This window comes from Streptomyces sp. H39-S7 (assembly GCF_027158205.1).
In the GTDB taxonomy this organism is placed as follows: Bacteria; Actinomycetota; Actinomycetes; order Streptomycetales; family Streptomycetaceae; genus Actinacidiphila.
This window is the reverse complement of the sequence record NZ_JAPVLU010000006.1, coordinates 30,800-47,283: the sequence shown is the minus strand read 5'-3', so window position 1 is coordinate 47,283 and position 16,484 is coordinate 30,800. Positions and strand designations below refer to the sequence as shown.

14 protein-coding genes and 1 pseudogene are annotated in these 16,484 nt (G+C 69.1%); 7 read left to right on the top strand and 8 right to left on the bottom strand.

Annotated features, from left to right (window positions below; translation table 11 throughout):
• Positions 1-1,537: 1,537 nt before the first annotated feature.
• Positions 1,538-1,729, top strand: coding sequence for a transposase (locus O3X23_RS07585; RefSeq protein ID WP_269270419.1), 192 nt, complete (start codon positions 1,538-1,540; stop codon positions 1,727-1,729).
• A 3-nt stretch (positions 1,730-1,732) separates the two neighbouring features.
• On the top strand, positions 1,733-1,951 hold the full coding sequence (locus O3X23_RS07580) for a transposase (RefSeq protein ID WP_331283890.1): 219 nt from the start codon (positions 1,733-1,735) through the stop codon (positions 1,949-1,951).
• 56 nt (positions 1,952-2,007) lie between these two features.
• On the opposite strand, the gene O3X23_RS07575 is transcribed toward O3X23_RS07580, so the two are convergent.
• Positions 2,008-2,571 (bottom strand): nitroreductase family deazaflavin-dependent oxidoreductase, encoded by a 564-nt coding sequence (locus O3X23_RS07575; protein ID WP_269270418.1) that lies wholly within the window; start codon positions 2,569-2,571, stop codon positions 2,008-2,010.
• 513 nt (positions 2,572-3,084) lie between these two features.
• Here O3X23_RS07575 and O3X23_RS07570 point away from each other — a divergent pair.
• Entirely contained in the window at positions 3,085-4,479 is a 1,395-nt protein-coding gene (locus O3X23_RS07570; protein ID WP_269270417.1) for an amino acid permease, read from the top strand.
• A gap of 199 nt (positions 4,480-4,678) precedes the next feature.
• A complete protein-coding gene (locus tag O3X23_RS07565) occupies positions 4,679-6,592 on the top strand; it encodes an NAD-binding protein (protein WP_269270560.1) in 1,914 nt (637 codons plus the stop codon).
• On the opposite strand, the gene O3X23_RS43930 is transcribed toward O3X23_RS07565, so the two are convergent.
• Positions 6,572-7,009, bottom strand: coding sequence for a MauE/DoxX family redox-associated membrane protein (locus O3X23_RS43930; protein WP_331283887.1), 438 nt, complete (start codon positions 7,007-7,009; stop codon positions 6,572-6,574). The genes O3X23_RS07565 and O3X23_RS43930 overlap by 21 nt on opposite strands.
• A 188-nt stretch (positions 7,010-7,197) precedes the next feature.
• Here O3X23_RS43930 and O3X23_RS07560 point away from each other — a divergent pair, with 188 nt between their 5' ends.
• Entirely contained in the window at positions 7,198-7,494 is a 297-nt protein-coding gene (locus O3X23_RS07560) for a hypothetical protein (protein ID WP_269270416.1), read from the top strand.
• 293 nt (positions 7,495-7,787) lie between these two features.
• On the opposite strand, the gene O3X23_RS07555 is transcribed toward O3X23_RS07560, so the two are convergent.
• Entirely contained in the window at positions 7,788-8,225 is a 438-nt protein-coding gene (locus tag O3X23_RS07555) for a PRC-barrel domain-containing protein (RefSeq protein WP_269270415.1), read from the bottom strand.
• The gene (locus O3X23_RS07550) at positions 8,222-8,866 is read right to left on the bottom strand and encodes a PRC-barrel domain-containing protein (RefSeq protein ID WP_269270414.1); all 645 of its coding nucleotides are present in this window, start codon (positions 8,864-8,866) and stop codon (positions 8,222-8,224) included. Before O3X23_RS07550 ends, O3X23_RS07555 begins: the two co-directional genes overlap by 4 nt.
• Positions 8,867-9,160: 294 nt before the next feature.
• On the opposite strand from O3X23_RS07550, the gene O3X23_RS07545 reads away from it, so the two are divergent.
• Entirely contained in the window at positions 9,161-10,051 is an 891-nt protein-coding gene (locus O3X23_RS07545) for a YihY/virulence factor BrkB family protein (RefSeq protein ID WP_269270413.1), read from the top strand.
• 128 nt (positions 10,052-10,179) lie between these two features.
• On the opposite strand, the pseudogene O3X23_RS07540 reads toward O3X23_RS07545, so the two are convergent.
• A pseudogene (locus tag O3X23_RS07540) lies at positions 10,180-11,276 on the bottom strand (mechanosensitive ion channel family protein).
• 384 nt (positions 11,277-11,660) lie between these two features.
• On the opposite strand from O3X23_RS07540, the gene O3X23_RS07535 reads away from it, so the two are divergent.
• Positions 11,661-13,088 (top strand): GDSL-type esterase/lipase family protein, encoded by a 1,428-nt coding sequence (locus O3X23_RS07535; RefSeq protein ID WP_269270412.1) that lies wholly within the window; start codon positions 11,661-11,663, stop codon positions 13,086-13,088.
• Positions 13,089-14,134: 1,046 nt separating this feature from the next.
• On the opposite strand, the gene O3X23_RS07530 is transcribed toward O3X23_RS07535, so the two are convergent.
• The 3 genes from O3X23_RS07530 to O3X23_RS07520 form a co-directional block, all read right to left on the bottom strand.
• Complete coding sequence (locus tag O3X23_RS07530; RefSeq protein ID WP_269270411.1) at positions 14,135-15,175, bottom strand: SPFH domain-containing protein; 1,041 nt, start codon at positions 15,173-15,175, stop codon at positions 14,135-14,137.
• A 3-nt stretch (positions 15,176-15,178) separates the two neighbouring features.
• The gene (locus tag O3X23_RS07525; RefSeq protein ID WP_269270410.1) at positions 15,179-15,610 is read right to left on the bottom strand and encodes an NfeD family protein; all 432 of its coding nucleotides are present in this window, start codon (positions 15,608-15,610) and stop codon (positions 15,179-15,181) included.
• A 579-nt stretch (positions 15,611-16,189) separates the two neighbouring features.
• Positions 16,190-16,459 (bottom strand): zf-HC2 domain-containing protein, encoded by a 270-nt coding sequence (locus O3X23_RS07520; RefSeq protein ID WP_269270409.1) that lies wholly within the window; start codon positions 16,457-16,459, stop codon positions 16,190-16,192.
• Positions 16,460-16,484: the final 25 nt, after the last annotated feature.

Genomic DNA, 16,484 nt, shown 5'->3' with positions numbered 1-16,484 from the left:
TGTCGGGGCGGTTGTGGTCGGTTCCGCAGTAGGGGGCGGTGAGGGTGGCGAAGACGCGGGGGTGGGTGCGGACGTTGTCGACGGTGGCGCTCTGGCCGCTCAGACGGACGGGCTCGGTGCAGCCGCCGAGGCGTTCGATCTGCTGCTGTGCGCGGTCCGGTCGAAGTCGGGGTCGTTGACGAGGTGGAGCAGGTGAGGGGGTCGCATAGCACACGTACTGTGTGGTCGCCGGAAATACGGCAGTGCTCGTGCACAACAGTTGTCCAACGACGGCTGCTCTTCGGGCGGCACCTCATCCTACGAATGTCACATTCGCTACGTCTGTAAACTTGGCTAGTAAAACGGCAGCGGAAGCCGGAGATATTCAGGCAGCTAGTTGTTTTGCTGCAGACATCCCCCCAGGCTTGTTCTTCGGGCTCTGGAAGCACCCTTGATGGTTCTCCGGCGGACCGGAATCCACCGCTGGCGGGTGGGTCGGCAGCGTCGAATTTCCAGACAGCTTGACAACCTGTCCGCGGCCCAGCCTTAGATCCGCGGGTCTCTGGTGACGTCCCCGCACGAGAGTTGCTTCCATGATTCGGGTGGAGCCTGACCGATGAGTTGGTTGATGCGGGGGCCATGGACCTTCCGGTGCTTGGGGACGGCTCTGACGTAGGACAGGCAGGCCCCTTCCGGCGTGATTGCTCCGCTGGAGGAGAGCACCCCGGTCGGGTCCCGTCTATGGGAGCCGTCCCGTGAGCACGGTTGTCACGCCCAGCGGAAATTCCATGCCTCCGAGGAGTTGGAGGCGGGAGAACCGGTCGTCTCCCTGGCCCAATAACCGGCCCAGTCAGGCCCGGAATTCACGTTGCTTAAGCACTCCTTCCCCCTCCTTCCTCGCGCAGGCGCACGGGGCACTACCACACCGACACGATCTTCGCGAGGCCCCGGCGTCGAACCAGGCCTGCGGCTCGTAGCGCCTGACTCCCGCCCGAAGTCCCAGGGAAGTCCCACAGATGCCGCCGCCCCCCTTGCTGATCTGAATTCGTCCAGTTCAAAAGGGGTGCGGCAATACGGCCCTCAGATGTCGCGGAAGGGACCTGCGAACACGGTGACCTGCCGCGATGAGGGGCTGATGCCAGCTGACCTGCGTGAATGACCTTTCAGCTGTTTCACGTTCGTGCCGGTTGATGGGGTCGGAAGTCCCAGGAAAGTCCCAGAGGATTCCCGGTGCTGACGGGACGCCTTTCGGCTCTATACGCCAATGCGGGCTCGGCGGGTCCCCGTTGTCGACGAGGGTGCTGGAACCTTGATGTCGGGTGACTGGTGCTCGGTGGATCTTTGCGGGATCGTAGGTTTCTGATGATCGACGATGACTCTGCGGTCGCCGGCGGGAGGGAGCTGGCGGTGCCCGCCAAGCCACGGGCGCCCCACAGCGAGCGGCCCGTCGCGCGGGCCCGGCGGGCGAAGGCGCAGGAGTTGGTCGAGCGGCTCGTCACCGAAGGGAGCATCCGGATCACCGCTCCCGATAACGACGAGGTCGCGGTACTGGGGACCCTTGAGGATCAGCGGGCACGACTACCTCCAGGCCCGGTTCGCCGAGGCGGACTGGCGGGTATGCCCCGACCGCACCACGTGCACATCCTCGGCCAGCCGCCCTCGGGCGATCTCCTTCCTGCCCCGCCCGCTCCACGAGATCCAGACCAGAAACCGGCTCGACCAGCAGACCGAGGACTGGCAACGGTGGTAAGCGATCCGGGCCGGCATCGAAGCCACGCTCTCCCAGAACGTCCGAGTCCATGGCCCGCGCCGGTCCCGCTACCGCGGCCTGGCCAAGACCCACGTACAGCATGTCTTCACCGGCATGGCCTGCAACATCACCCGTGTCGCCGACTGGATCAGCGACACACCACGGGCCCGCCGCCGAGCCACCTGCTTCCGGGCCCTCTGCACCGCCCTCGGCATCGCGTAGGGGCACGCGAAGATTACCAACAGAGTCACGGCCTTGAGTCAAGGCCAGCGGCTGGTTCACCCGTCAGAGCGCTCTGCGCGCTCTGTATCCCGTGCTGGTCCCCGCCCAGCGGGCATGGATTCCTCCAAGCGCACGAAGGGGATGTGCCCGCCCGCGGCCCGGTAACTGTCGGCGCTGCCGTTCGTCTCGAAGCCCATGTAGGAGCAGAGTAGGCGGGCGGCCCTGGGGTGCTTGGGGGCGTAGACGGCCATGACCCGGCCGCCTTCTTCCTCGCTCAGGAAGTGGGCGGTCACGGCATGGAAGCAGCGGCCGACCTGGATGGTGGCCTGTGGGGTGTGACGAAGGTTCCGGTACCACTGGGCCTTCGGGCCGAAGCCGGAGGCAACGGTCCAGGTGTGCTGCTGGGCGTCGTACGCCACCACTTCGATGACCACGTTGCGGGCCCGGCCGGAGGTGCGTCCGGTGTGGATGAGCAGCAGCATCCGTTTGCCGAAGAGCGGCCCGAGGCCCAGCCGGTAGAGGTGGACCGGAAGCCGAGCCACTGTGCGTCGCCAGCCGGTCGGCGGGTGGGGGCGGTGCGGTGCGTCGGGTTGGGGAGTCACAGCCTGCCTTTCGGGCATGCGGGGTCTGCTCCGGCGGGGAATTCGGGGACCAGAATGCTTTGCAAGACAACCTTTGCATAGTCCAAAGGTTGATGGAAGTCGGCGGTCGGCGCAGCAACAAAAACGGTCAACCGGCCGTCTTGCGCTTCGTGTAGCGGGAAAGTGCCGACGCCGGAGCGACTGCCCGCCTGTCGTAGGGAAAGGGAGGGGGTTCGCCCGGCATGAAGCGCCCTGTCGGCCACGCGCCCCTACTTTGTCCGGGCTGCCGTTCGCCGCCAGGACCCTCATCGTCGGCGTGGACATCGCGGCCGGGCCGGGCCGGCGACTGGCGCCGCACGGTGATCATCGGTGCTCTTTCGCTTCTCCTTGACCAGTATGGCGCAGTCCGGCGGTGCGGGATTCTTGACGATTTCCTGACGGTCCCTAGCGATTTCCTGACGTAGGCTCTGATCTGGTGTGCCGGGAAGCCTGGTCGGCAATGCGTTGCGCGTTTGTGCGTTCCGCATTTGGTCTGTCATGAAAGGCTCTCGCATGTCTCTCCGTGGGCAGGTTCGCCCTGCCGGCGCGCCCCTCGGCGCTTCCTGTGGCCCGCGCCGCTCGGTCCTCTTCTTCGCGTTCGCCTTCGCGGTCATCGCCGACCCGGTGTCATCCGTCGCGTACGCCATCGAGGCGGCTCTGCGGGCCCTGGACGGCGATCTGGCGCTGCTGTTGCCGACCATGTCGCTGGTGGTGGGCCTGGTCGTGGTGGTGACCGCCAACTACTGGCAGCTGGTACGCCGTTTCCCCAAGGGCGGGGGAGCGGCGGCTGCGGCCGGGCGGGCCTTCGGGCCCCGCTGGACCTTCCTGCCCATCGGCGCGCTGGTGGTGGACTTCGTCCTGACCATCGGCATCTCGATCTCGGCGGCGTCCAGCGCGGTGATCGCCCTGGTCCCCGAACTGGCGGGAGCCCGAGTCCCGTTGGCCCTCGGGCTGCTGGTGCTGGTGGCCGGGCTGACCTGGTTCGGGCACGGCGGCCGGCTGCTGTTCGCGGTGATGACCGTGCTGTTCGTCGTGGTCTCCGTCGTCGTGCTCGTGCTCGGCTTCGTCTCCCCGCACCAGACGGGGCACGCCGCGACCAGCACCGACCCGGGCCGGTCGGCGGTGCTCGCGGTGGTACTCGCCTTCCCCGTCGCGATGGCCCTGGCCACCGGCGTCGAGGCGCCGTCGACCGCGATCGCCCAGCTCGGCCAGCTGGATGACAACCACCGGCGCCGCTTCGGCCGGGGCACTCTCGCCCTGCTCGTGGTGATCGTCGGCGGGCTGACGATCGCGCTGACCGCTCTTGCCGTACGTCTGCACGTCGGTATCCCGGACGCCGACTCCACCCAGATCGCCGACATCGCGCACGCGGCGGCCGGCCCCGGCTGGCTGTATGGGGCGTTCCAGCTGACCAGTTCGCTGTTGCTGCTGGCGGCTGCCAGCTCGTCCTTCCAGGCCGGACCCGGTCTGCTGAAGGCCCTGGCGGGCACGGCGGGCGCGCCGGGCGTGCTGCCGCCGGTCCTGGGACGTACGAACAAGCACCACACCCCGTACTGGTCGGTGGTCGCCTACCTGGCCGCCGCTGCCGTGATCATCGTCGCGGCGGCCGGCCAGGAGCAGAAACTCGTGCTCTTCTATGCGGTCGCGGTCTTCGTCAGCTTCCTGGTCGGCCTGCTCGCCATGACCAGCTTCGCCCGCACCGAGAAGAAGCCGGCACTGGCCTGGGTCAACGCCCTGGCCGCGGCTGCTGTCGCCTTCACTCTCGCCGTGAACCTGTTGCGCGGCTGGCCGCTGCTGTCCCTTGCGGCCACTCTGCTCATCGCCGGCGGGCTGTACGCACGCTGGGTCCGGGCCGGGCGGCCCACCGGGATCGAGGACGTGGAGAGCAAGTCGGAGTCACTGGCCTGACCGGTGGCAGGGCCGTCTGGGTGCATCCAGCGCCCGGCCGGGCCGCGTCGTGGCTGAGACTCTTCCCCCCCGGACCGTCCACGCACCGCAGGCTTTCCCGAGTACCGGACCCCGGGCGAAGCCAGGCGACGGGGTGCGGGAGTCTAGGGGCGTGGTGTCACTTCCTCAGCAGGTCCAACGTCCCGGCCCCGTCGCCCACATGATCGTCTGCGGCGACGACGCACTCGCGCACCGGCTCGCGGCCGAACTGCGTCAGCTCTACGGGGAGCCGGTGACTCTCGTCGTGCCGCAGAGGACCGGGCACGGTGCCCGGCGGCCGGCGTCGCCGGGCCCACGCGGCCGCCGGACCTCCGCACTCCTCGGCCGTATGACACCCGCTGTGGCGCGCACCGCTGTCGTCTCCGACGAACCGGCCGTGGACGTTCCCCTGTTGGAGGCGGACGAGCCTGATGAAGAGGTGTTGCGGGAAGCCGGGGTGGAGCGGGCGGAGGCGCTGGCGCTGGTGTACGACGACGACGAGATCAACATCCGGGCGGCGTTGACGGCCCGGCGTCTCAACCCCCGTCTGCGGCTGGTGATCCGGCTCTACAACCGCAAGTTGGGCCAGCACCTGGAGGCTCTTCTCGACCAGGCGGCGGCAGTCGCCGATCCCGGGATCGATCCGCTGGTCCTCGACGCATCCACCACCGTGCTGTCGGATGCGGACACCGCGGCCCCGGCGCTGGCCGCCTCGGCCATCGCCGGTACCAGCAAGGTCGTACAGGCCGACGGCCTGCTGTTGCGGGCCGTCGAACGCACCCCGCCGGGCCGGGGCCAGGTCGCCGACGAGGGGCTGTGCACCCTGGCCCTGCTGTCCTCCACCGTCAACGACCCAGCGGGCAGCGAGGGTTCGGACGGCAGCGGAACCGTCGGCCCGCAACTGCTGCCCGACGCACGCACAGTGGCAGCGGCCACCGGGCGGGGAACCGTTGTCCTGGAAGCCATCGCCCCAGCATCAACCTCATCACCAGCGCGCCGTTGGCGAGCCCCCGGCGTCCCGCTCGGGTCGCTCTTCTCCCGTCGGCTCCTGTGGTCCGTCACCGGTATCGGAGCAGCCGCGCTCGGCCTTGCCGTGTCGTCCTGGCTCGCCACCGGCGGCAGCCCGCTGCACGCCGGCTATCTCACCCTCCTCGACCTGTTCGCCATCGACGACCCGGCGGTCGCCGAACCGGCCAGCCGCAAGGTGATCCAGCTGTTCACCGGGCTCATCGGTCTGCTGCTCCTGCCGGTCCTGGTCGCCGGGGTCCTGGAGGCACTCGGCGCCTTCCGCAGTGCCTCCGCCCTGCGCCGCCCGCCGCGCGGCCTGTCCGGCCATGTCGTCCTCCTGGGGCTGGGCAAGGTCGGAGCCCGGGTACTGGCGCGACTGCTCGAACTGGGCATCCCCGTCGTCTGCGTGGAGAACGATCCCCAGGCGCGAGGGCTCACGCTGGCCCGCCGTCTGCACGTTCCGGTCGTCCTTGGAGATGTCGCGCAGGAAGGCGTACTGGAGGCCGCCCGGATCCACCGGGCGCACGCCCTGCTCGCCCTGACCAGCTCCGACACCACCAACCTGGAGGCCGCCCTCTACGCCCGTTCGGTCAAGCCCGACGTACGGGTGTCGATGCGGCTGTACGACGACGACTTCGCGACCGCCGTCTACCGCACCCTGCGCGCCGCCCACCCGGACGCCGTCACCCGTAGTCGCAGCGTCTCCCACCTGGCCGCACCAGCCTTCGGCGGCGCCATGATGGGCCGCCAGATTCTGGGTGCCATACCTGTCGAGCGGAAGGTGCTGCTCTTCGCGGCGGTCGAGGTGGGGGGCCACCGGGAACTGGAAGGCCGCACCGTCGCCGAGGCGTTCCGGCCCGGCTCCTGGCGCGTCCTGGCCCTGGACACCTCCGCCCCGGACCATCGCACCCCGGATCTGGCCACCGCGCGATCCACCGGGTATCAGCCGGCCGACCGCCCGGCCGACCTCGTATGGGAGCTGCCCGACGGCTACACCTTGCAAGCCCAGGACCGCGTGGTCCTGGCTGCCACCCGCCGCGGCCTGGCCGAGCTCCTGGGACGGCGCTCACTGTCCCTGAGACCGTGAAATCCGGCCCCGGAGACCACGAACCCCGCAGGCTACGACTGGATCCGGCCGTCGCCGCCGTCCTCGCTGGATGGTCAGCGCGTCCTGGACCAGCACGATCCAGGGCAACGGCTGGGACAGGTGGCCCCCGAAGCAGCCACAGTTCACGACCGCAAGACCGCGGGCGTACGCCTGTACGGCCATTGCGGTCCACGTCACTGAGGCGGCCGTGTAGATGCACACCGGGGTGCGCGCTGTCGATCGCGGGCGGGCCAGGAACCACACGCCGCGCACCAGCTCGCCAGCGATCAGAACCACCGCGAGCGTGGTCGCGCCTGCGCCGTTCGCCGGACCGTACGCGGTCAGAATCCCGGGCATCCGTCCGAAGGAGACGAGCTGACCCAGAGCCATCGCCGTGTACACCACCCACGCGACCATGGGCAACGCGGCATCCCGCCGCCGAGGCGGCTGGCGGGATGCCGCGGAAACCGGGTCACGTGTGTCTGCTTGTTACCGGCGGTCGGTCCCCACCGAAGCTGTTCCGGCGGGTTGGTCCCACCGGGACTGGGAGAGCCCCGTACCGGCTGATCGCGCGTAGAATCGTCCTATATCCGCAGGGAGGCGTCATGCGACGCACCATCCGCATCGGACCGTTCAGATTCGGGACCGGCCGCAGCCGGGAGTGTGCGGTGCCCGGACGGGTGAGCCGTGAGCGTTTTGCCGTTGATGTGGCAGAGGGACTGATGGGTGTCGGCGTCCCGTTCAGGCGCGGGTGCAGCGCCCTGGGGTTCCGGGTGCTCGTCACCGACAAGGAAACCGGCCGACGCCAGTACGTCTCCGAAAGCTACACCCACGACCAGGCGTATGCCGACGGCGAAAAGTACATCACCAAACTGGTCACCGGCAGGAAGCGCGTGAAGTGACAGTCGGAGGTGCCCGGTGCGTGCGCGGCCGAGCCAACCGCTCGGTGGGCCGCGGCGGGGCTCGCCCGAGATAGGGCTGGGCGATCACATCGAAGACCACGTCCCTGGGCGCGCTGATGCGCTCCTGTTTTGGGACGGGCCCAGTGAGCGCGGCCCGGCATCATCGCCAGCGACCACCACGACCAGCCGCAGTCGGCGAACCCCTCACCTGTCCATACGGGTCACCGTACGAGCAGAACCGGCCGCGGGAAGTCCCGGTCGGCAAGAGCGTAACCAGGCCGCGGCCGCGTGGTTCATGGGGTGCGGACGACGGCGGCGTAGGAACCGATGCCGATGAGGCGCGTTCCGGGAATGTTGCCGCCGGAGGTGAGCAGGGCGGACACGCTGCCGGTCCGGGGGTCGAAGTCGATGTCCTGGACGATTCCGTCCTCCTCGCCGTGGTCGGTGAGGAGGCGTTTGCCGAGCAGGCCACTCGAGGCGGTGGCGAGCGGGGCGAGTTCGTCGTCGGCGTCCCGCAGGGCGCCCCCGTCGGGGGCCATGACCGCGTCCGGTCCGACCGCGTGAACGTCCGGCCAGGCCAGGAACTTTCCGGCGCCGCTGGTCTTCGCCAGGTGCAGAGCGATCACGCGGGATGCCGCGGGGTCGATGACGATGCCTGCGACGGTGCCGATGGCGACGGCGTCGGCCTTGCTCATCACGGTGAGCCCGGACAGTTCGCTGAGCAGCATCATGCCTCCGTCAGGCGGGCCCGGAATGCCTGCATCATCTCGGTGAAGCCGGGGAGGTCCTCGGCGACGAATTCGGCCGCGAGTGCCGGGACGACCAGGGCCTCGCCGGAGACCGCGATGGTCTGGGACAGCGGGATGAACACGATCCGTTCGTGGTGGCCGAGGACTTCGCTGGATGCGATGGCGTAGCCCACCGCGGTCGCGGAGGTTTCGTTCACCTCAATGACCACGTCGGTGATCCGGCCAAGGTCGGTGCCGGTATCGGTGAGGACGCGTGAGCCCAGCACGTTGCCGCCCCCGGTCTCGGACCGGTCGGCGACCTGAGCGCGGTCCTCGAATACGTTCTCGTCGCGGATCATCACGGCGTGGCTGCCCAGCCCCGTGACCCCAGCCCAGGGCAGTGCCCGCTTCAGCGGCCCCGAGAACAGTCCGCCACCGCTGAGGGTGAAACCGGCGACCCGTCCGCCGGGGCCATCGAAGACGGTGTCCTTGACCTGCGCGACGGCTTCCCCGGCAAGGGTCACCACCGGTCGTTTGGCGATCTCGGTCGCCAGCATCAGCGCGGTCATTTCGTGCCCGGCTTCCCCCGTCGCCCGCGATGCACCGCGACAGCGCCGCCCCGGCGCCGCCTCGCCTGCGTCCACAGCGCACAGGCGACCAGCACCACCATTGCCGCCATGACGACCATGACCCACACCCACCAGTCCACCGTGCACCTCCGCTCGAACCGTGCACAGCCAGGGGCTGTCTCAGTCAAGTGTCCTGCGGGCCTGGTCCCCTTGTCCATCGCTCCGGCCGGCGCATCCCCCCGAAGGCTCTGCTGACGCCCGTCGCCCGTACGCTGGCCTCCCTCAGCCCGCTTCCCACCGCCGTGCGTGCGCCGGCCCGACCCTGCGCCGGCCACGGGAGGTGAGGCGCGTTCACCGACGGGACACCGTGTGACCATCGACCAACCGGCACCACCCCCGCCTCGCCACCCGGGCCCGGCCGCAGTGCCGAGCCGCCGTGACTGGTGGGCGGCGCTGCGCAGGACACCGGCAGCTCTGTGGAACGAGGACGCGACGGACTGGGCCGCCGCGCTGACCTACTACGCGGTGCTCACCATCTTCCCCACCCTGCTGGTGACGCTCTCTCTGATCGGGATCGCCGACACCCCGGCGAGCGCGCACCTGGTCGATCAGGTGGCCGCGGTCGTCCCCGCTCCGTCGCGCCCCGCCATCCTGCGTGCCCTGAAGAGCATGGCCGACCAGCAGACACCCGCACGGCTGCTGGCTGCCTTTGGCACCGTGGGCGCTCTGTGGTCGGCCTCCAGTTACCTGAGCGTCTTCCGTCGCGCCCTGCACGCGATGATCGGGGTGAAGGACCGGCGTCCGCTGTGGAAGAAGGCCCCCCTCACCGTGATCACCGCGCTCGTCCTGCTGGCCCTGCTCGTCTCCAGTGTGCTCGCCCTGGTCCTGACCGGTGACGCGGCCCGCACCGCCGGCCGGATCATGGGGGTGGACGGCGCCGGGGTCACCGCGTGGAACGTCGGGAAATGGCCGCTGCTGGCGTGCCTGGTCACCGTCCTGGTCCTGGTGCTGTTCCGCTCCGGCCAGGCCACCGCCTACGGCCTGCGCCACCGCGCCGTCGGCGGGCTGCTCGCCGTCGTCCTGTGGCTGCTGGCCTCCGTGGGCTTCACCCTCTACACCACCTACGCGGGTACCTACGACCGCCTGTACGGATCACTCGCGGGCATCGTCGTCTTCCTCGTCTGGCTGTGGCTGTCCAACCTCGCCCTCCTGACCGGAGCACAGTTCAACGCCGAACTCGCCACCCTCCGCCGATCCTGACCAGCCCCTCCTGCGTTCCCGACGGTGTTCAGTCGTTCCCGCCTGGCTGTCGCAGCAGGCCGGGCGGCACGGCTGAACACCCAAGGCACAGAGCGAGGCGATGGGGCGGGGTGTCTGTCTCCGGCCTGCTACCCGGATGTCGGCGTGCCCGCTGCGGCTACCGGCATCTGGGCAGGACCGAAATCCGCCTTTCCGGACCGGCGCACGGGTATCTGGTCCTGGTGCGGTACGACCACGGTCCGCATCGGGAAGGGGACCTCGATGCCCTCAGCCTGGTAGCGCCGGTGCAGGCGTTTGATCAACTCGTGTTTGACCAGGTACTGGAAGCCGAACTCGCGGGCCGGCAGGATCACCGAAAAATCGATGCTGGATTCCCCGAACGTATGGAACCGGACGGTCGGCTCGTAGCCGGGGACTCCGCCGGGAACCTTGCGCCATCACCTCAACGGCCACCGCGGTAGTCACCCGCTCGACATGATCCAGGTCACTGCCATAGCCGACGCCCGCCTGCACCAGCACCGACATCTGCTGCTCCGGCTGATGGTAATTGGTCATGATCGCCCCGGCGAGCTGCGCGTTCGGAACGATCAACAGGTTGTTCGGCAGCTGACGCACCACGGTGTAGCGCCAGTTGATGTCGACGACATAGCCCTCCTCGCCACTGCCGAGCCGGATGTAGTCGCCGGGCTGCACCTTCTTCGACGCCAGGATGTGCACACCCGCGAACAGGTTGGCCAGCGTGTCCTGCAGCGCCACTGCCAGCCCGCCCACGCCCAACGCGGCGAGCAGCGGGGCGACCGAAACGCCCAGCGTCTGCAGCAGGACGAGGCCGATTACGGGTGATGTTGACGAATATGGTGGCCGAGCCGGCCACCCCGGACCGCGACAGCGCCAGCGCCCGGATCAGGCCCGCGGCGGTGCGAGCCGCGGTGAGCGTGGCCGCCAGGATGAGCATCGCGACCAACACCAGGTGGAGGCTGTGGCGAACGGCCGCAGTCGGCGGCAGGCTGCCCGCTCCGGCCGCCGACACCCCGGCTGCCAGGGCCGCCCAGGGCACCAGCGTCCGCAACCCGTCAACGGCGATCTCATCACCGCTCCACCGCGTCCGGCTCGCCCGCTCGCCCAGCCACCGCAGCACCACCCGTGCCACCAGGCCCGTTGCCGCGCCCACCGCCACCGCGATGCCCGCCACCATCACATCGTGCAAGGTCACAGCCCGGGTCACCAGCCATCACCGCCGCACAGGACACTGCCCCTGCCTCGCGCCCCCAGTCCGCAGGCGTCCCCGCCGCCCCCACCCTGGCCGTCAGCATCGGCGCCCACCTTCTCATCATCCTGGCACCTGCCATCTTCGGGATCACGGTCAAGCCGGGCCGCCTCCAGCCGCCCCGGCATGACCTGCCATCCTGCCCTACCCGGCTCCCAGCCCCTCCCAGGTATCCCTGCGCCGCCAGCCGATCACCGGGCCGCCGCCGAAGACCGCTCAACCGTGCAGACCCGGTAGGGTCGCACTCCTGCCGTGACAGCCTGGCACCGGCTGTTCGCAGCCCGCCCGGCGGACAGACAGGTCGAGCCGCCGACAACCGTTCCGGCCGAGCCAAGGACCCGTATGCGCCCGTGGCTCCGCCGGATACCGACCCTCCTCGGGTACGCTGCCGCCGTCCTGGCCGTGGCCGCACTGTCCGTGTGGCTGTCGGTACGCGTCACTCCCCTGCAGACCGTCTCCCCGGCCGGCCAGACCGTACAGGTGGGCGCCGCCACCCCGGACCTGAACATGTCCGGGCCAGGCGAACTCGAACTCTTCGGCCAGACCATCCCCACCCAGCCCCGGTTCGAAGGACCCATCCGCCCGCGCCTGAAGCTCACCCACATCTCCCTCAACGCCCAGGCCGGCGCCCTCACCAAGTCGGGAGGCGCGCAGGCCGCCGGGAAGGACCTGAGCGAGCAGCTCACCTCCGCCTGGACGCGCTACCTGCTGTGGGAAACGCTGATCGCCATAGGGTTCGCCGCGCTGATCGCCGTAGCCGTCGCGGGCATCCGCCGCTCCAGCCGGGCGTCGATGCTGTGGATGCTCGCCATCGCCGTCACGAGTGTGTTCGCGCTCAACGCCCTCGGCGTCTACCTCCTGGCCTCCGCCACCCCCGCCGCGCTACGGCAGGTCCGCGGCATCGAAGACCTGGTCGGACCCAGCACACCCACACCCGTGCAGGCCGTCGGCACACCCGCCCAACCGGGAGTAGAGGCCGTGGTCATCGGAGACTCCACCGCCGCCGCGATCGGCAACGCTCCCCTGGACCACCCCACCACCACGGACACGGCATGCGGACGCAGCAAGGACGCTTACGCGCTCTACCTCGCCGCCGCCAACAACTGGAACATTCTCAACCTGGCCTGCAGCAGCGCCACCATCCGCGACGGACTGCTCGGCCCCCAGCAACGCGGCACCACCCAGGTGCCGCCCCAGCTGTCGGCCGCGATGGGAGCCGGTAAAGCCTCGGTGATCATCGTCAGTATCGGCGCCAACGACATCCACTGGTCCACTATGGCCGCGCTCTGCGCCGCCGCGAACGCCTGCGACGACCGGGCTTCCACCGCCTACTTCCAGCAGCAGATCGCAGCTTTCACCACCGCCTACTACGACCTGCTCAGCAACGTCGCCGCTCTGCCCCAGCACCCCCGGGTACTGATCAACGAGTACTACAACCCCTTCGGCGAGAACATCGACTGCCTCAAGGACCAGAACATCACCACCGACAAAGCCAAGATCCTCAAATCCCGGCTGGACCAACTCAACTCCGTACTGCGCCAGGGCGCCCAGACGTTCGACTTCACCGCCGTACCCCAACACTTCGACGGCCACCGGCTCTGCAGCGACCAGCCCTTCGTCCAGGGACCCGACGCAGACGCACCCCTGCACCCCAACGCAGCCGGCGAACTCGCCATCGCCCTCGCCGACCAACAAGCACTCTCCCGCACCCGAACCCCCACCAGCACGCCCACCCCCAGCACCGGCGCCGCAGCCCAGAACACACCGTAGCTACCGCCGCACACGCCTCACGACCAACCACCGTCCGCCGCGCCCCTGAGTGCAGCCCGAGCCGCGGCGGCGGCGTCAACCCTCTCGCGCCGGTGGACGGACACCCGAACAAGCAGGCCAGAATCCCCAGCCTTGTCGTGGACGGATCAGACACAGTTGACCGAGCTGCGGGAGACCGCGCTGCGCCGCGATGTCGTGCGCCGGCGACGTTCACCGGTATGAACGAGGTGGCCGTGTTCGAGGCGAAGAACTCGAAGTGACCCCAGCCGCAGGTCTGCGAGGCCATCGTGGACCGACCTACTTCGGCGGGAACATCATCGATTCCTACCGCCTCGCGCAGGCCCGGGCCCGGGCTGGATAGGACGCCGCCGGGTGCAGGGAGCCGGATCGTGCGGGGCCCAACCACGGGCGTCCGATCCGTCTGGTTCGAGGTGACAGGGCAAGGGCGGACACTGCCGACTGTGACCGCCCCGGTCGTCTTCGGCGCGATGCCAGGGGGAATGCTGGCATCGCGCGGCGACTGCAGGTGTAGGTGAGGCGCGACGCGGCCTGCGAAGCTGACCGGAATGCTCGGGTCGTCCTGGATGCTCCGGCTGCTGCCGCCCAAGTCTCCGCACCAGCCGTGGATCGGCGGCATGCGCCGCGCTGCACGAGCCTGATGCTGCTTCTCAGAGGGCCGATCGGCCACATGACGGTCGCCCGTCTCTTGGGGAATCCACACTTTCGCAGCCATCTGGAGGCACTACTGGCTTTCGTGGATTCCGACCACATCGCCAGCGCCCCGGTCCACTCGTCCACGTCGTCAACGCGCGCCGGTCCCCATCGACTACGCCCGCCGCCGAGCTCTGTTCGCCGACGACACCGTCGAGTTGGCCCTCGACGAAGATCGCCACCGGCAGATCTGCCGGTGGCGTCAGGGTCCGCCAATTCAAGCCCGTCCACCTGGACAGGCCCGTCGGCGCCTACGGCGGTGATCGGCAGCGTGGGCGCATCTGACGGCTCCGCCTTGCGGGAATCGTGCTTCGCTGCGCTCGGTGTCCGGGTTCTCATCTGTCGTCGGTGAGCGGGTCGAACGGGAGGGTGGTGGTGTCGGCTTTGGCCGCGGCGGCGAGGGCCTCCGCGGCGGCATTTGCGGCCTGCGCCGCGTCGTCCGCGGCTTCCGCCGCTCTGGCGTCGGAGGAGGACGTCTCGCGGGTGGCCGGCGACGGGGGGAGCGCCTCGCTGAAGGCCCGGGATACGCCTTCGAGTGCGGAGGTGACCTCGCTGGGGATGACCCAGAAGGTGTTGCCCGGGCCCTGGGCGAGCTGGGGCAGCATCTGCAGGTACTGGTAGGCGAGCAGCTTGGGGTCGGGGTCGTTGCGGTGCACGGCCTGGAACACCTCGTCGACGGCTCGGGCCTGGCCCTCGGCCTTGAGGATCTCGGCGGTCCGGTTGCCCTCTGCGCGCAGGACGGCGGACTGTTTGTCGCCTTCGGCGGTGAGGATCTGCGACTGGCGTTGCCCTTCGGCCCCGAGAATCGCGGCCCGCTTGTCGCGCTCGGCCCGCATCTGCTTCTCCATCGCGTCCTTGATGGACTGCGGTGGGTCGATGGCTTTGATCTCGACCCGGTTGACTCTCAGTCCCCACTTGCCGGTGGCGTCATCCAGAACGCCGCGGAGCTGATTGTTGATGGTGTCGCGTGAAGTGAGGGTTTTTTCCAGATCCATGGATCCCACGACGTTGCGCAGGGTGGTCACGGTGAGTTGCTCGACACCGTGGAGGAAGTCCGCGATCTCGTAGGCGGCTGCTCGTGGATCGGTGACCTGGAAGTAGAGGACGGTGTCGATCTCGACAACCAGGTTGTCCTCGGTGATGACCGGCTGCGGCTTGAAGGACACGACCTGTTCTCGCAGATCGATCAGCGGATAGACCCGGTCGATGTACGGGATGACGAGGCTGAGGCCGGGCTTCAGCGTGCGGCGGTAGCGGCCGAGGCGTTCGACATTGCGAGCGCGCGCCTGTGGGACGATCCGCACCGCCCGCAGCACCGTGAAGACCGCGAGCAGAGCGACGATTACGCCGGCTATGAGAAGCGCCGAGACTTCCATGGCTCACTCCCGGGGGTAGACGAACGCGGTGGTGCCGCTGATCTCCATGACATCGACGGTCGTGCCAGGGGGGATGACCTGCGTATCGTCGAAGCAGCGGGCCGTCCATTCCTCGCCGCCGATGCGCACCCTGCCGTCCAGGTCCGTCACCTCCGAGAGGGTGCGGGCGGTCTGGCCCACCAGTGCGTCGATGCCGAAGCGCTCGGTCGGGGGTCCCGCCAGGCGGCGCACGGCGAAAGGCCGCACGAACAGCACACTGAGCGTCGCGACGACGGTGAACACGACGAACTGCAGGGGGGCAGAAAGCCCGAGTGCTGCGGCGCCCGCGGTGACCAGCGCAGCAACTCCCAGGATTCCCAGTGCGGCGGTGAGGGTGAAGATCTCCGCGACGCCCAGGACGGCTGCAGTGATCAGCCAGATCAGCCAAGGATCCATCGGGGGCCCTCCTCCTGCCGTGCACCGGCGCGCGACAGCGGCCGACGACCCCCACGGGCTGCCAGTCCACGGATATACGCCGCACAGTCCCTGTAAGGGATCTACCCGTAATTTTCGTCTGAAAACCGAACAATTCCTATGGGGGAAGAGTGGGAACGACCTCAGACGGGAGTGCTGCTTGTGCCCCTGTCGTGGGGCAGGCCGCAGGGTTGTCGGCGAAGCCGCATGAGGGGCCACGACTGCCACCTCCTGGGAGCGATCGACGCGCCCGCGTGGGACAACAGGCGACCGTCCCTGCCGCGCGTCTCGCGTGCTGTGCGCAGGCGGGGACGAGGATGTCGCCTTCTCCGTGAGTGAAGCTCATCGCTCGTGACGGTGCTCCCGCATGACTGGCGCAGGCTCACTTCAGGTTGCACTTGGGGAAGACGCCGTGGGTGCAACGACTGACCCAAGCCCCAAAAGGAACGCCGCTGGCCGGAGCTTCTGCCAAGTCCTCCGCCAGCTAGAGATCCTGCTCGCCGCCTGCCCGCACCTGTCACCACAGTATCCCCAAACCAGCACCAACCTGGCCAAGCACTGCTAGGCACCTGCCGGGCGCGTCGTGCCGTGTTCCGCGTCGTCGTCCCCGGCCGGTGGGTCGCTCAGAAGCGATGCGCCGAACGCCTGCAAGCGCCCCACCGCCCGGCTGTCGGGCTTCGTCCGGCGGGCGAGAGCGTTGTGGATCTCCTGGTAGACGGACGCTTCCAGGCCGCAGCGCCAGCAGTCCTCCAGGTGCGCTGCGACCCGGCGTGCGGTGACCTCGTCGGTTTCGCCGTCGAGGTAGCACTGCAGTACGCGGGCGACCTGCATGCAGTTCATTCGGCGTTCGGCCGCC

Bases quoted from the DNA above. Each gene is read 5' to 3' on its own strand.
- O3X23_RS43930 (WP_331283887.1), bottom strand. From the start codon at position 7,009: ATGGTCGCGTGGGTGGTGTACACGGCGATGGCTCTGGGTCAGCTCGTC.
- O3X23_RS07555 (WP_269270415.1), bottom strand. From the start codon at position 8,225: ATGATGCTGCTCAGCGAACTGTCCGGGCTCACCGTGATGAGCAAGGCC.
- O3X23_RS07575 (WP_269270418.1), bottom strand. From the start codon at position 2,571: ATGCCCGAAAGGCAGGCTGTGACTCCCCAACCCGACGCACCGCACCGC.
- O3X23_RS07530 (WP_269270411.1), bottom strand. From the start codon at position 15,175: ATGGAAGTCTCGGCGCTTCTCATAGCCGGCGTAATCGTCGCTCTGCTC.
- O3X23_RS07520 (WP_269270409.1), bottom strand. From the start codon at position 16,459: ATGCAGGTCGCCCGCGTACTGCAGTGCTACCTCGACGGCGAAACCGAC.
- O3X23_RS07525 (WP_269270410.1), bottom strand. From the start codon at position 15,610: ATGGATCCTTGGCTGATCTGGCTGATCACTGCAGCCGTCCTGGGCGTC.
- O3X23_RS07560 (WP_269270416.1), top strand. From the start codon at position 7,198: ATGCGACGCACCATCCGCATCGGACCGTTCAGATTCGGGACCGGCCGC.
- O3X23_RS07565 (WP_269270560.1), top strand. From the start codon at position 4,679: ATGATCGTCTGCGGCGACGACGCACTCGCGCACCGGCTCGCGGCCGAA.
- O3X23_RS07535 (WP_269270412.1), top strand. From the start codon at position 11,661: ATGCGCCCGTGGCTCCGCCGGATACCGACCCTCCTCGGGTACGCTGCC.
- O3X23_RS07570 (WP_269270417.1), top strand. From the start codon at position 3,085: ATGTCTCTCCGTGGGCAGGTTCGCCCTGCCGGCGCGCCCCTCGGCGCT.